Here is a 14,282-nt window from a genome sequence, read left to right as displayed (position 1 = left end):
AAATAATGAAAACCGCTTACATCGCAAAACAACGCCAGATCAGTTTCGTAAAATCCCATTTTTCCCGCCAGCTGGAAGAGAAGCTTGGCCTTATTGAAGTTCAGGCGCCGATTCTGAGCCGCGTGGGTGACGGGACGCAGGATAACTTGTCTGGTTGCGAAAAAGCGGTACAGGTAAAAGTGAAAACACTGCCAGACGCCCAGTTCGAAGTGGTTCATTCCCTGGCGAAGTGGAAGCGTCAAACCCTGGGACAACACGACTTCAGCGCGGGCGAAGGGCTTTACACGCACATGAAAGCCCTTCGCCCCGATGAAGACCGCCTTTCCCCGATTCACTCTGTCTACGTTGACCAGTGGGACTGGGAGCGCGTAATGGGAGATGGCGAGCGTCACGTCGGTACGCTGAAATCCACTGTTGAGGCGATCTACGCCGGGATCAAAGCAACCGAAGCGGCCGTGAGCAAAGAGTTTGGTCTGGCACCGTTCCTGCCGGAAACGATCCACTTTGTTCATAGTCAGGAATTGCTGAGCCGTTTCCCGGATCTGGATGCCAAAGGCCGTGAACGCGCGATCGCCAAAGAGCTGGGCGCGGTATTCCTTATCGGCATTGGCGGGAAATTGTCTGATGGTAAACGTCACGACGTCCGTGCGCCGGATTACGATGACTGGAGCACCGTGGGCGAAAGCGAATATGCCGGTCTGAACGGCGATATTCTGGTCTGGAACCCGGTTCTGGAAGATGCGTTTGAACTCTCTTCGATGGGGATCCGCGTGGATGCTGAAGCACTGAAGCGTCAGCTGGCCGTGACCGGTGATGAAGATCGTCTGCAACTGGAGTGGCACCAGGCACTGCTGCGCGGTGAAATGCCGCAGACCATCGGCGGTGGTATTGGCCAGTCTCGTCTGACCATGCTGCTGCTGCAACTCTCTCACATTGGTCAGGTACAGTGTGGGGTCTGGCCGCAGCAGGTACGTGAGAGCGTCGGTTCTCTTCTTTAATTAACGTCGCCAGCGTCTGAGCAGGCGGCTACGCAACCCGGTATCAAAGCGCCAGATGTGATCGAAGATGCGCATGATGCCGGGTTTTCCATGTGCAGACATCGCCACGGCATGGAAACGGTGCTGGTGCACGCGCTGCATCTCCTTCACTTTATTCACGACGTCGTCCGGCAGCCGCTGGGCGATAAAATCGGAAATCACCACCGCATCCGCGTCGTACCAGTCACCGCCCTGCATGCGCTCAATGATGCTGCGAAAACAGCTGGCCAGATCGGTGCCGCCGCGAAAGCGCTGGCTTAAAAAGCGGATCGCCTGCTCCAGCCCCTGTGGGCTGGTCAGTTCATACCCAACAACTTCGCTGGAAAAGAGCATGATGTAGCAGCGACGACGATCGGCAAGCGCCACGCGCATCAGAGCCAGGCAGAACGCTTTTGCACACTGTTCATTAAAGCCCCCCATCGATCCAGACGTATCGACGCAAACAATGAATGGGCCGCGCGGTTGCTCATCAAAATCCTGGTGTACCACCGGACGCTGGCTGATCTTCTCGCGCCAGGCTTCGCCATGCAGTCGATAGGTAATGAGCTGTTTTTCCACCAGCCGACGATAAAACTCATACTCCAGTTCGGTCATGCCCAGCGTGCTGAGTTCCGTAGGCAGCAGGCGCAGGATGTCATCGCTTTGCTGTAGCCCGTCCACCTGCTCCGGTACGGTGGAGGGTTCACGTACCAGCGTACGGAAGGTTTCCATCGGCGCATCTTTCTTTGGGACCGACCGGGCCTCCCGGGAACGGCCGAGCTGTTCTGCGAGCTTCATCAGCTCCGGCTGTTGTGCCAGAAAGTCGCCGTACTTCACGATCAGCTGATAATCGCCCCGCTTTAACTGGCCGGCACTCATATCCCAGAGTCGACCGGCGGCGTTTTCATTCTCCACCAGCACCTGTTCTAACTGGCCGCTCAGGGTCATTCGCTCCTGGACTTCACTGAGCAACTGTTCGCGCTCTTCGTCCAGCAACTGCTGATTAAGGGCCGTGGCCTGGACCACAAGGCTCAGACGCCAGCGCTGTAAAAACAGCGTATGCAGGGCGGGAGTAAAGCTGGGGTTGTCCGTGACCAGCGCTCTGGCCTGGCTGGCAAACGGGGAGTGAACGTTATCAAGCAGCGTCAGGGTTTGCTGTAGCTGGGCAATAAACTGCGGCGTTGAAAGCCGCTGGCACTGCTGGTAACCAGCCACTTCCTCTGTCAGTTCCGGCGGGACTTCCGTCTCCTTAAACCGCTGTCGCAGGTTATCGCGCCAGCGGGGCAGATCGTCCGTCATTGCTTTTCGGAGCTTCGGGAATTTTTCAAAGAAGGCCGCCAGCTGCGGTGAAGCGAGCAGGGTAATGACGACCTCTTCGATCAACCCTTCTTCGCTAACCGCCAGCATGACGTTAAGCGTGTCCAGCGTTAGCATTGACGCGCCTGTTTGATCTGCGCGCTGACATCCTGCAAGCTGGCTTCAATGCGACCTAACCAGTCGCTATGGATAAAGAGGCATTTCTGCTGCTCGCTGAAGCGCGTGTGCTGCTGATGCCATTCGTTATCCAGCGCGTCGAGCTGCTGTTTGATCTCCTCCGGAACAGTATCGGAGGCCGTGCCCGGCAGCGCCAGGCGCGATCCCTGAAGGCTGACGTCACGGATCACAAGGTGCTGGCTGCTGTCGACTTCCATCGACAGCGGCTGTGCAAAGCCTATACCGTTGAGTTTACCGCGGATCTCACCGCCTTTATCCAGCCACTGAACCAGCGCAACGCGTTCGATCGTCACGTGCACAACCTGCATATCATGAAGCTTCAGCGGTTGCTGAAGAAGAAGCGTGAGCGAGGCGTCAGTCAGCCCGGCGGGCAGTTCATAGTGCGGTTTACGGGCAAACATCCCGCCAAGACGGTTCACCTTCAGCGCGGTTTTGTCACTTTGCTGCTGCTGGAGCTGAAGGCGACGTTGGGCAATCGCGCCCAGTTGATTAAGCATGGATTGTTGACCCCACGCGTGTCCGGTCATCAAAACGTCCAGCTGCTGTTGCATCAGATTCATCCCTTCTGCGTCGTGCCACAGGCAGTCTTTCAGCAGGATCAGATCGATTGGGGCGACAGCATCGCGGCCGCTAAACAGCGCGCTTGCCTGGAGCAGGCGAATGGCTTTTTTCCAGCGACGATCGGAGACGTACGGCGCGGAGGGCAGCAAATCAAGCTGCTGGCGCAGCATGAAGATCAGCTCAAAAACGGGATCGGGCAGTTTTATCTTGCCGATCTCCTCCTGCCACTGGTGGTATTCCTCGTCCGTGACCTGCAATGACGCTGCCACCGGGTTTTCGTTTTCATCCTGCTGGCTTACCAGCATAGAACGGAAGTTTGATTTATCCTGGACTTTATCCAGCCACAGACGGATCAGCATACGGTCATACAGCGCTTCCAGGCTGCTGTCGGCTTCGGGCAATTCGTTAGACGCGGCCACCAGCAGGCGCATGGGGATCTTCTCTTCGCTGGCGCCGTTACGGAATCGACGTTCGTTAATTGCCGTCAACAGGGTATTCAGTATGGCCGGGCCGGCTTTCCAGATCTCATCAAGAAAGACGATTTCCGCTTCCGGAAGATAGCCCGCCGTCAGACGTTCATAGCGTCCCTCATCTTTTAACGCCTGAATGGAGAGTGGGCCGAAAACTTCTTCCGGCGTGGAGAAGCGCGTCATCAAATACTCGAATGCGCGCGCGTTCTGGAAAGCGAATTTGAGGCGGCGTGCGATCAGACTTTTGGCAATGCCCGGCGGGCCCAGCAGAAATACGCTTTCCCCACTCAGCGCCGCCAGTAAACAGAGGCGAATGGCGTGGCTACGCTCGTAAAGGCCTTTCTCCAGCGCACTGCTGAGGCGGGAAATTCTTTCTGCTAATAAATGTGAGTGAGCCATAATAGTTTTGCATCCTTTCGCCGTCGTGGCGGCTAATTGAAGCGAGTATAGACGTTTCGGTCTGGCCTGGTAATAGGCTGAAGTGCGGCGCTATTTTCTTTGCGCTACATTAATGCGGCTGCATTTAGGGGTACGATTTTGCATTGAATCGTGCATACTGTGCGCTTTTTGTGGGCCAAGGGACTAAGCACACATTTGTTATTCAAACGAAAAGACTAGTCTATGAGCACTGATAATAAGCAATCATTACCCGCAGTAACGCTTGCGGCGATCGGGGTTGTCTACGGTGATATCGGCACCAGCCCGCTTTATACGCTTCGTGAATGTCTGTCCGGTCAGTTTGGTTTTGGTGTAGAGCGTGACGCCGTATTTGGTTTCCTCTCGCTCATCTTCTGGCTGCTGATCCTGGTGGTCTCCCTTAAGTATCTCTCTTTCGTAATGCGGGCTGATAACGCGGGCGAGGGCGGTATTCTGACCCTGATGTCCCTTGCCGGGCGCAATACGTCCGCAAGAATGACCTCCGTGCTGGTCATCATCGGCCTGATTGGCGGCAGCTTCTTCTATGGAGAAGTCGTGATTACGCCGGCGATTTCTGTAATGTCGGCCATAGAGGGGCTGGAGATTGTCGCGCCACAGCTTGATACGTGGGTGGTGCCACTCGCTATTATCGTGCTGACGTTGCTGTTTGCCATACAAAAACACGGTACCGGGCTGGTGGGTAAGCTGTTCGCGCCTATTATGCTGGCCTGGTTCCTGATCCTGGCGGCGCTGGGCTTACGCAGTATTATCGCCAACCCGGATGTCCTGCACGCGCTGAACCCAATGTGGGCGGTGCATTTCTTCCTTGAATATAAAGTGGTGTCGTTTGTGGCGCTGGGCGCGGTGGTGCTGTCCATTACCGGTGTTGAAGCGCTGTATGCGGATATGGGTCACTTCGGGAAACTCCCTATTCGCGTCGCCTGGTTTAGCGTGGTCTTGCCTTCACTGGTGCTGAATTACTTCGGTCAGGGCGCGCTGCTGCTTGCACACCCTGAAGCGATTAAAAACCCGTTCTTCCTGCTGGCGCCGGACTGGGCGCTGGTTCCGATGCTGATCCTGGCGACGCTGGCGACGGTCATTGCCTCTCAGGCTGTCATTTCAGGCGTATTCTCCCTGACGCGTCAGGCCGTGCGTCTGGGTTATCTCTCCCCAATGCGCATTATCCATACCTCGGAGATGGAGTCTGGCCAGATCTACATTCCCTTCGTCAACTGGCTGCTCTATTTCGCGGTAGTGATTGTTATCGTCAGCTTTGAGCACTCCAGTAATCTGGCGGCGGCGTACGGTATCGCGGTAACCGGAACGATGGTGTTGACCTCTATTCTCTCCACTACCGTGGCGTACCGTAACTGGCACTGGAATAAGTTCCTCGTGGGGCTGATCCTGGTTGGCTTCCTCTGCATCGACGTGCCGCTGTTCTCTGCGAACCTCGACAAGATTGTCTCCGGCGGCTGGCTGCCGCTGACGCTGGGTCTGGTGATGTTTATTGTGATGACGACGTGGAAGAGCGAACGTTTCCGCCTGCTGCGTCGTATGCACGAGCACGGTAACTCTCTTGAGGCGATGATCGCCTCGCTGGAGAAATCCCCACCGGTGCGCGTGCCGGGCACAGCGGTGTATATGTCTCGCGCGCTGAACGTGATCCCGTTTGCGCTGATGCATAACCTCAAGCACAACAAAGTGCTGCACGAACGCGTGATCCTGCTGACGCTGCGTACCGAAGATGCGCCGTACGTTCACAACGTGCGTCGCGTACAGATTGAACAGCTGTCCCCAACCTTCTGGCGCGTGGTGGCAAGCTACGGCTGGCGCGAAACGCCGAACGTGGAAGAGGTGTTCCACCGCTGCGGTCTGGAAGGCCTGAGTTGCCGCATGATGGAGACGTCGTTCTTTATGTCCCATGAGTCGCTGATCATCGGCAAGCGCCCATGGTATCTGCGCCTGCGCGGCAAGCTGTATCTCATTCTGCAACGTAACGCCCTGCGTGCGCCTGACCAGTTTGAGATCCCGCCTAACCGCGTGATTGAGCTGGGGACGCAGGTCGAGATTTAACCCTTCTGAATATGCCGGGTGGCGCTGCGCTTACCCGGCCTACCAGACCCGTAGGCCCGCGCAAGCGTAGCGCCGCCGGGCAATTTTCCTCTATTGCATTTCACTTAGCGAAACGTTTCGACGTTGATCACAAATCCGTTACGTCATGATGGTTTTCTGAACACTTCTGCGGCTACACTGTTTTTAGCGAAACGTTTCGCTAGTGGAGCAAAAAATGAAGAAAGGCACAGTACTCAACTCAGAAATCTCATCGGTGATTTCCCGTCTTGGGCATACCGATACGCTGGTGGTTTGCGATGCAGGCTTACCGGTTCCGCGCAGCACAACCCGTATCGATATGGCGTTAACGCAGGGCGTACCCTCGTTCATGCAGGTACTGGAAGTGGTCACCGCGGAGATGCAGGTTGAGGCGGCCATTCTCGCGGCGGAAATCAAACAACATAATCCGCAACTCCACGAAACGTTGCTCAGCCACATTGAGCAACTGCAACAGCACCAGGGAAACACCATAGAAATTCGTTACACAACGCACGAGCAGTTCAAACAACAAACCGCAGACAGTCAGGCGGTGATTCGCAGCGGGGAGTGCTCCCCGTATGCGAATATCATTCTCTGTGCTGGCGTCACCTTCTGAGGCCATCATGGACGTATTACTGCAACTCAAAGGGATCGATAAGTCGTTCCCGGGCGTAAAAGCCCTCTCCGGCGCGGCGCTGAACGTCTATTCCGGGCGCGTCATGGCGCTGGTGGGCGAAAACGGCGCCGGCAAATCCACCATGATGAAAGTGCTGACCGGTATCTACCAACGCGATGCCGGTTCGCTGCTGTGGCTGGGTAAAGAGACCACCTTTAACGGCCCGAAATCCTCTCAGGAAGCGGGCATCGGCATCATCCACCAGGAGTTGAACCTGATCCCGCAGCTCACCATTGCGGAGAACATCTTCCTCGGCCGTGAGTTCGTGAACCGGTTTGGCAAAATCGACTGGAAAACCATGTATGCCGAAGCGGACAAACTGCTGGCGAAGCTGAATCTGCGCTTTAAGAGCGACCGACTGGTGGGCGACCTTTCCATCGGCGATCAGCAGATGGTGGAAATCGCGAAGGTGCTGAGCTTCGAGTCGAAGGTCATCATTATGGATGAACCGACCGACGCCCTGACCGATACCGAAACCGAATCCCTGTTCCGCGTGATCCGTGAGCTGAAATCCCAGGGCCGCGGCATTGTCTATATCTCACACCGCATGAAAGAGATCTTCGAGATCTGCGACGACGTCACCGTCTTTCGCGACGGGCAGTTTATTGCCGAGCGCGAAGTGGCAACCCTGACCGAAGATACCCTGATTGAAATGATGGTGGGACGTAAGCTCGAAGATCAGTATCCGCATCTGGAGAAAGCGCCGGGAGAAATCCGCCTGAAGGTGGATAACCTCTGCGGGCCGGGCGTGAATGACGTCTCCTTTACCCTGCGCAAGGGCGAGATCCTTGGCGTCGCGGGCCTGATGGGCGCGGGGCGCACCGAACTGATGAAAGTGCTCTATGGCGCACTGCCGCGCACCAGCGGCTACGTTACCCTTGACGGCCATGAGGTGGTCACCCGCTCGCCGCAGGATGGCCTGGCGAACGGCATTGTCTATATTTCCGAAGACCGTAAGCGCGACGGCTTAGTGCTGGGCATGTCGGTGAAAGAGAACATGTCCCTGACGGCGCTAGGCTATTTCAGCCGCAGCGGCGGCAGCCTGAAACACAAAGATGAGCAGCAGGCGGTCAGCGATTTTATCCGTCTCTTTAACGTTAAAACCCCATCGATGGAGCAGGCGATTGGCCTGTTGTCCGGCGGGAATCAGCAGAAAGTGGCGATTGCCCGCGGGCTGATGACGCGCCCAAAAGTGTTGATCCTGGATGAACCTACCCGCGGCGTGGACGTGGGCGCGAAGAAAGAGATATATCAGCTGATTAACCAGTTCAAGGCCGACGGTCTGAGCATCATTCTGGTCTCTTCCGAGATGCCAGAGGTATTAGGCATGAGCGATCGCATTATCGTCATGCATGAAGGGCATCTCGGCGGTGAATTCACTCGCGAGCAGGCCACCCAGGAAGTTCTGATGGCTGCCGCTGTGGGCAAGCTTAATCGCGTGAATCAGGAGTAAGAAGATGACTACCCAGGCTGTTTCTGGTCGCCGCTATTTCACAAAGGCATGGCTGATGGAACAAAAATCGCTGATTGCCCTGCTGGTGCTGATCGCGATTGTCTCGACCATGAGCCCGAACTTTTTTACCGTCAATAACCTGTTCAACATTCTTCAGCAGACCTCCGTCAACGCCATTATGGCGGTGGGGATGACGCTGGTGATTTTGACCTCGGGTATCGATCTGTCCGTCGGTTCCCTGCTGGCCCTCACCGGCGCGATCGCCGCGTCGATTGTTGGTATTGAGGTCAACGCGCTGGTGGCCGTTGCCGCTGCGCTGGCGGCAGGTGCGGCAATTGGCGCCGTAACCGGCGTGATTGTGGCGAAAGGTCGCGTTCAGGCGTTCATCGCCACGCTGGTGATGATGCTGCTGCTGCGCGGTGTGACCATGGTGTACACCAACGGCAGCCCGATTAATACCGGTTTTACCGATAACGCCGATCTGTTTGGCTGGTTCGGTATCGGTCGCCCGCTGGGTGTCCCGACCCCGGTCTGGATCATGGCTATCGTCTTCCTGGCGGCATGGTACATGCTGCACCATACCCGTCTGGGTCGTTATATCTATGCGCTGGGCGGTAACGAAGCGGCAACGCGCCTGTCCGGTATTAGCGTTAATAAAGTCAAAATTATCGTTTACTCCCTGTGCGGCCTGCTGGCGTCTCTGGCGGGCATCATCGAAGTGGCGCGCCTCTCTTCCGCGCAGCCAACGGCGGGTACGGGCTATGAGCTGGATGCCATCGCGGCAGTGGTTCTGGGCGGTACGAGCCTTGCGGGTGGTAAAGGTCGCATTGTTGGGACATTGATCGGCGCACTGATCCTCGGTTTCCTGAATAATGGTTTGAATTTGTTAGGTGTTTCCTCCTATTACCAGATGATCGTTAAGGCAGTGGTGATTTTGCTGGCGGTACTGGTAGACAACAAAAAACAGTAACTGACGACACTACAGGACATCTTAGATATGAACATGAAAAAACTGGCTACCCTGGTTTCTGCTGTCGCGCTGAGCGCAACCGTAAGTGCTAACGCCATGGCGAAGGACACCATCGCGCTGGTTGTCTCTACCCTGAACAACCCGTTCTTCGTCTCTCTGAAGGATGGCGCGCAGAAAGAAGCAGATAAACTGGGCTACAACCTGGTGGTGCTGGATTCTCAGAACAACCCGGCGAAAGAGCTGGCTAACGTTCAGGACTTAACCGTTCGTGGTACCAAAATCCTGCTGATCAACCCAACCGATTCCGACGCGGTCGGTAACGCCGTGAAGATGGCAAACCAGGCGAAGATCCCGGTCATCACCCTTGACCGTCAGGCAACGAAAGGGGATGTGGTCAGCCACATTGCGTCTGATAACGTACTGGGCGGTAAAATCGCTGGCGACTACATCGCGAAGAAAGCAGGTGAAGGCGCGAAAGTGATCGAGTTGCAGGGGATCGCCGGGACTTCCGCGGCCCGTGAACGTGGTGAAGGTTTCCAGCAGGCTGTAGCGGCGCACAAATTCAACGTGCTGGCGAGCCAGCCGGCAGACTTCGACCGTACAAAGGGCCTGAACGTCATGCAGAACCTGCTGACCGCGCATCCTGATGTGCAGGCGGTATTCGCACAGAACGACGAAATGGCGCTCGGTGCGCTGCGTGCGCTCCAGACTGCGGGTAAATCAGATGTGATGGTTGTCGGATTTGACGGCACGCCGGATGGTGAAAAAGCAGTAAATGATGGCAAACTGGCTGCGACCATCGCTCAGCTGCCTGAGCAAATTGGCGCGACTGGCGTGCAAACTGCCGATAAAGTGCTGAAGGGCGAAAAAGTTCAGGCCAAATATCCTGTTGACCTGAAACTGGTCATTAAGCAGTAAAGGCGATTCAGGCAGTCGCTGGCTGCCTGAGGGACACCAAATAAAAGAAAAGTGTGGCATACGCCACCGGGTAATACCGGTGGCGCTCTCAGATGGACACCTCAATACATGAAAACCGCAGGCAACCTCGTCGTCCTTGGCAGTATCAATGCCGATCACATTCTTAACCTTGAAACGTTCCCCACTCCGGGCGAAACCGTCACTGGCAATCAGTATCAGGTGGCGTTCGGCGGTAAGGGCGCAAACCAGGCGGTTGCCGCCGGACGCAGCGGGGCGAATATCGCGTTTATCGCCTGTACGGGTGATGACGATACCGGCGAGCGCGTACGCAAACAGCTGGCAAGCGACAACATCGACATTGCACCCGTCAGCGTGGTTGCAGGGGAATCTACCGGCGTGGCGCTGATTTTCGTCAATGCGGAAGGTGAGAATGTCATCGGTATTCATGCAGGGGCTAATGCCGCGTTAACGACTGAACGCGTCGAAGCGCAGCGTGGAATCATCGCCGGAGCGGAAGCCCTGCTGATGCAGCTGGAGTCACCGGTTGAAAGCGTGCTGGCCGCCGCGAAAATTGCGCATGAAAATCATACGTCTGTCGTACTTAACCCTGCGCCTGCCCGTGTATTATCAGATGAGCTGCTGGCGCTGGTGGATATCATCACCCCGAACGAAACCGAAGCGGAAAAGCTGACGGGTATCCGTGTCGAAAATGATGACGATGCCGCGCGTGCCGCGCTTGCACTGCATGAAAAAGGCATCGGCACCGTAATCATCACCCTCGGCAGCCGTGGGGTGTGGGCTAGCGTCAATGGCGAAGGCCGTCGCGTACCGGGCTTTAAGGTCAAAGCCATTGATACCATCGCCGCAGGAGACACCTTCAACGGTGCGCTGGTAACGGCGCTGCTGGAAGGAAAAGCAATGGATGACGCGATCCGCTTCGCGCATGCCGCCGCTGCGATTGCGGTGACGCGTAAAGGCGCTCAGCCTTCTGTTCCATGGCGTAAAGAGATTGATGAATTCTTAAGTCAGCAGGGGTAACGCTTGGCCACAATGAAAGATGTCGCCCGTATGGCGGGCGTTTCTACCTCGACTGTCTCCCACGTAATCAATAACGATCGCTTCGTCAGCGAGGCGATTCGGGAGAAAGTTGACGCTGCAATTAAAGAACTCAACTATGCGCCGTCTGCGCTGGCCCGCAGCCTGAAGCTCAACCAGACGCGCACCATCGGCATGCTGATCACGGCCAGTACCAACCCTTTTTATTCTGAACTGGTGCGCGGCGTGGAGCGCAGCTGCTTCGAGCGCGGCTACAGCCTGGTGCTGTGCAATACCGAAGGCGATGAGCAGCGCATGAACCGTAACCTGGAAACGCTGATGCAAAAACGCGTCGACGGGCTGCTGCTGCTCTGTACCGAAACGCATCAACCTTCGAAAGAGATCATCCAGCGTTATCCTTCTATTCCCACGGTGATGATGGACTGGGCGCCGTTCGACGGCACCAGCGATCTGATCCAGGATAACTCGCTGCTGGGCGGCGATATGGCGACTCAGCATCTGATCGATAAAGGTCATACCCGCATTGCCTGTATTACCGGCCCGCTGGATAAAACCCCGGCGCGCCTGCGTCTGGAAGGCTATCTTTCGGCCATGGAACGGGCGGGGCTTGCCATTCCTGATGGCTATCGCATCACCGGCGATTTCGAATTTAACGGTGGATTTGAAGCAATGCAGAAACTGCTGGCGCAAGAGCCGCGTCCGCAGGCGGTGTTTATCGGTAACGATGCGATGGCATTCGGAGCATATCAGGCGCTGTATCAGGCGGGATTACGTGTTCCGGACGACATGGCGATCGTCGGTTACGATGATATCGAACTGGCGCGCTACATGACGCCCCCACTGACCACCATCCATCAGCCGAAGGATGAACTGGGCGAGCTGGCCATCGATGTGTTGATCCACCGCATGGCCCAGCCCACGCTGCAACAGCAACGTTTGCAGCTTACTCCTGTTCTGATGGAACGCGGTTCGGTTTAGCCTTCTCTTTGTGACGCTCTTTAATCAGGTTCCGGCCGTCTTTTGGTTTTAACAACATAAAGACCACCGCCGATACCACGGTAAGCGCGCCCATAGTGATAAAGGTATAGTGGAACTGCTCAACGGTATTTGTACCGTCAAACCCTTCATAAAACCGCAGTACCGCCGCGCTCACGGCAACCCCGAGGCTGATCGACAGCTGTTGAGTGACCGCCAGTACGCTGTTGCCGCTGCTGGCATTCTCGTCGGTGAGGTCCGCAAGGGTGATGGTGTTCATCGACGTAAACTGCGTCGACATGGCCATACCCAGCACAAACAGCGGCAGGATCAGCATCCAGATTGGTAACGCCGCAGATTGCAGGGAGAACTGCGCAATCATCAATCCGATAAAGATCGTCACGCCAACCAGCGTCTTACGATAGCCAAACCAGCGCAGCACCTGCGTGACCGTCGATTTTGCCAGAATCGAGCCCATCGCCGTGGGCGCCATCATGCAGCCAGCAATCAGGGCCGGATAGCCGAAACCGACCTGGAGCATCAGCGGCATCAGGAACGGTACGCAGCCCGTGCCCAGACGCGAGGCAATATTGCCCGCGATCCCGACGGAGAACGTTCGGGTGTTAAACAGAGATAAAGAGATAAGCGGTGTCGGATGGCGACGCGCATGACGTATATATAGAAGGAACAGCAGAATACCGCTGAGGATGACGGCCATCGCCAGCCACGTCGCTACGATTTTCTCGCCAAACAGCTCCATCCCGCTGGAGAACAGGACCAGGCTCAGGCCAAACAGGAAGAAACCACCCATATCGAAGCTGCGTCTTGGCGTGGTGAAGTTCGGCATATATTTGCGGGCATAAATCAGCCCTGCCACACCAATCGGAATATTAATCAGGAAGATCCAGTGCCAGCTAGCCCAGGTCACCAGTACGCCGCCGAGAACCGGGCCAAGTATCGGGCCGACCAGGCCAGGCATAGTCACAAAGTTGAGCACCGGGAGCAGTTCGCTGCGCGGATAGGCGCGTAATAACGCCAGACGCGCGACGGGCATCATCATCGCGCCGCCTATCCCCTGTAGAACGCGGAAGATAACCAGTTCCGTCAGAGAGGTGGAGAGGGCGCAAGCCAGAGAACCGAGCGTGAACAGCGTCACCGCCAGCATGAACACTTTGCGTGTGCCAAAACGATCGGCCAGCCAGCCGCTGACCGGAATAAGCATCGCCACTGTCAGGGTGTAGCTGATGATGGCGGATTGCATCGCCAGCGGGGAGCGGTTAAGGCTTTGGGCTATGGCGGGAAGGGCGGTATTGAGGATAGTGGCATCCAGTGCCTGCATAAAGAACGCCATGGCTGCAATCCACGGCAGTCCGGCCATACTGCGTGCTTTTTTCTCTGTCATTTATTTACCTGCTGGTGGGTTGGCGCGGCCAGCAACGCCTGGCACGCACTCAGGGCTCGCTGCCCGTCGCTCTCCTGAATGGCATCGACTATCGCCTGATGCAGATCCAGCTTCACCACCTCATCCTGCGTAATAGAGGTAAAGTAAGTGTGGTACACAGAATGGAATAAAGAAGCAAAGGAGGTCAGGAAAGGATTTCCGCTCATATTATAGATATGTTCATGCCAGGCCATATCGACCGCTATCCAGCGCTCGCGGTTAAAGTGCTTTTTCAGATCCACCATCTCTTCCATCAAAGTATTGAGCTGCGCTTTTTGCTCGGCTGTGCCGAGCGTGGCGGCAAGCAGGCAGGCCTGAGGCTCAAGACTGCTGCGCATGACCAGAAAGTGATCGACGACCTGATTAAAGTTATCTTCGGTCATCCACCAGGTGAGTAACTCCTGATCGAGAAAGTTCCAGTTTCCCTGAGGCATAACGCGGGTGCCAATGCGCGGACGTGGAAGCACCATCCCTTTCGCCGTTAATGTTTTTACCGCTTCGCGAACGGCGGTACGGCTAACGCCAAACTGATCTCCCAGCTCCATCTCGCTGGGCAGGATGCTACCTGGAGCATATTTACCCGCTAAGATCAGCTGCGCCAGTTTCTCTGCCAGCACATAGGACAGGTTTTTTTGAGCTGCCAGCTGTTGTGCGCTTAATGGCATCGCTTTTATTCCTTAAATATTGATGCGGTTAATTATGCCATCTCAGGTGTGATTGTGGTTGCAGATACATCAAATAGAA

At 56.0% G+C, this 14,282-nt stretch carries 12 protein-coding genes; 8 read left to right on the top strand and 4 right to left on the bottom strand.

What is annotated here, in order from left to right; all coding sequences use genetic code 11:
• The first annotated feature begins 5 nt into the window (after positions 1–5).
• Positions 6–998: an aspartate--ammonia ligase gene (gene asnA / locus FZF21_RS21950; RefSeq protein WP_003862385.1), complete on the top strand. Its 993-nt coding sequence runs from the start codon at positions 6–8 to the stop codon at positions 996–998.
• Here the strand turns inward: asnA and viaA are convergent, their stop codons facing one another.
• Both viaA and ravA read right to left on the bottom strand, forming a co-directional pair.
• Positions 999–2,450, bottom strand: coding sequence for an ATPase RavA stimulator ViaA (gene viaA, locus FZF21_RS21945; protein ID WP_015570153.1), 1,452 nt, complete (start codon positions 2,448–2,450; stop codon positions 999–1,001). It lies immediately after the preceding gene.
• Positions 2,444–3,940, bottom strand: a complete 1,497-nt coding sequence (ravA, locus tag FZF21_RS21940; RefSeq protein WP_003862389.1) for an ATPase RavA — start codon at positions 3,938–3,940, stop codon at positions 2,444–2,446. The genes viaA and ravA overlap by 7 nt, the downstream gene beginning before the upstream one ends.
• A gap of 222 nt (positions 3,941–4,162) precedes the next feature.
• On the opposite strand from ravA, the gene kup reads away from it, so the two are divergent.
• From kup to rbsR, 7 genes are all read left to right on the top strand, one after another.
• Positions 4,163–6,031 carry a low affinity potassium transporter Kup gene (kup, locus tag FZF21_RS21935; protein WP_006808744.1) on the top strand — a complete coding sequence of 623 codons (1,869 nt, stop codon included), beginning with the start codon at positions 4,163–4,165 and terminating at the stop codon, positions 6,029–6,031.
• Between the two features lie 214 nt (positions 6,032–6,245).
• Positions 6,246–6,665 carry a D-ribose pyranase gene (gene rbsD, locus FZF21_RS21930; RefSeq protein ID WP_003862392.1) on the top strand — a complete coding sequence of 140 codons (420 nt, stop codon included), beginning with the start codon at positions 6,246–6,248 and terminating at the stop codon, positions 6,663–6,665.
• A 7-nt stretch (positions 6,666–6,672) separates the two neighbouring features.
• Positions 6,673–8,178 carry a ribose ABC transporter ATP-binding protein RbsA gene (gene rbsA, locus FZF21_RS21925; protein ID WP_017383711.1) on the top strand — a complete coding sequence of 502 codons (1,506 nt, stop codon included), beginning with the start codon at positions 6,673–6,675 and terminating at the stop codon, positions 8,176–8,178.
• Positions 8,179–8,182: 4 nt separating this feature from the next.
• Complete coding sequence (gene rbsC, locus FZF21_RS21920) at positions 8,183–9,148, top strand: ribose ABC transporter permease (RefSeq protein ID WP_003862395.1); 966 nt, start codon at positions 8,183–8,185, stop codon at positions 9,146–9,148.
• 27 nt (positions 9,149–9,175) lie between these two features.
• Positions 9,176–10,066, top strand: coding sequence for a ribose ABC transporter substrate-binding protein RbsB (rbsB, locus tag FZF21_RS21915; protein WP_003862397.1), 891 nt, complete (start codon positions 9,176–9,178; stop codon positions 10,064–10,066).
• Positions 10,067–10,174: 108 nt separating this feature from the next.
• A complete protein-coding gene (gene rbsK, locus FZF21_RS21910; protein ID WP_015570155.1) occupies positions 10,175–11,104 on the top strand; it encodes a ribokinase in 930 nt (309 codons plus the stop codon).
• A 3-nt stretch (positions 11,105–11,107) separates the two neighbouring features.
• Positions 11,108–12,100 (top strand): ribose operon transcriptional repressor RbsR, encoded by a 993-nt coding sequence (rbsR, locus tag FZF21_RS21905; protein WP_003862402.1) that lies wholly within the window; start codon positions 11,108–11,110, stop codon positions 12,098–12,100.
• Here the strand turns inward: rbsR and mdtD are convergent.
• Both mdtD and FZF21_RS21895 read right to left on the bottom strand, forming a co-directional pair.
• On the bottom strand, positions 12,066–13,499 hold the full coding sequence (mdtD, locus tag FZF21_RS21900) for a multidrug transporter subunit MdtD (protein WP_023295649.1): 1,434 nt from the start codon (positions 13,497–13,499) through the stop codon (positions 12,066–12,068). The two genes, rbsR and mdtD, sit on opposite strands and share 35 nt — an antisense overlap.
• Positions 13,496–14,203, bottom strand: a complete 708-nt coding sequence (locus tag FZF21_RS21895) for a FadR/GntR family transcriptional regulator (RefSeq protein ID WP_003862405.1) — start codon at positions 14,201–14,203, stop codon at positions 13,496–13,498. Before FZF21_RS21895 ends, mdtD begins: the two co-directional genes overlap by 4 nt.
• Positions 14,204–14,282 lie beyond the last annotated feature (79 nt).

This window comes from Enterobacter sp. LU1 (genome assembly GCF_008271405.2).
GTDB lineage: Bacteria > Pseudomonadota > Gammaproteobacteria > Enterobacterales > Enterobacteriaceae > Enterobacter > Enterobacter hormaechei_C.
The sequence above is the reverse complement of the archived record's forward strand: the minus strand, read 5'-3'. Positions and strand labels throughout refer to the sequence as shown.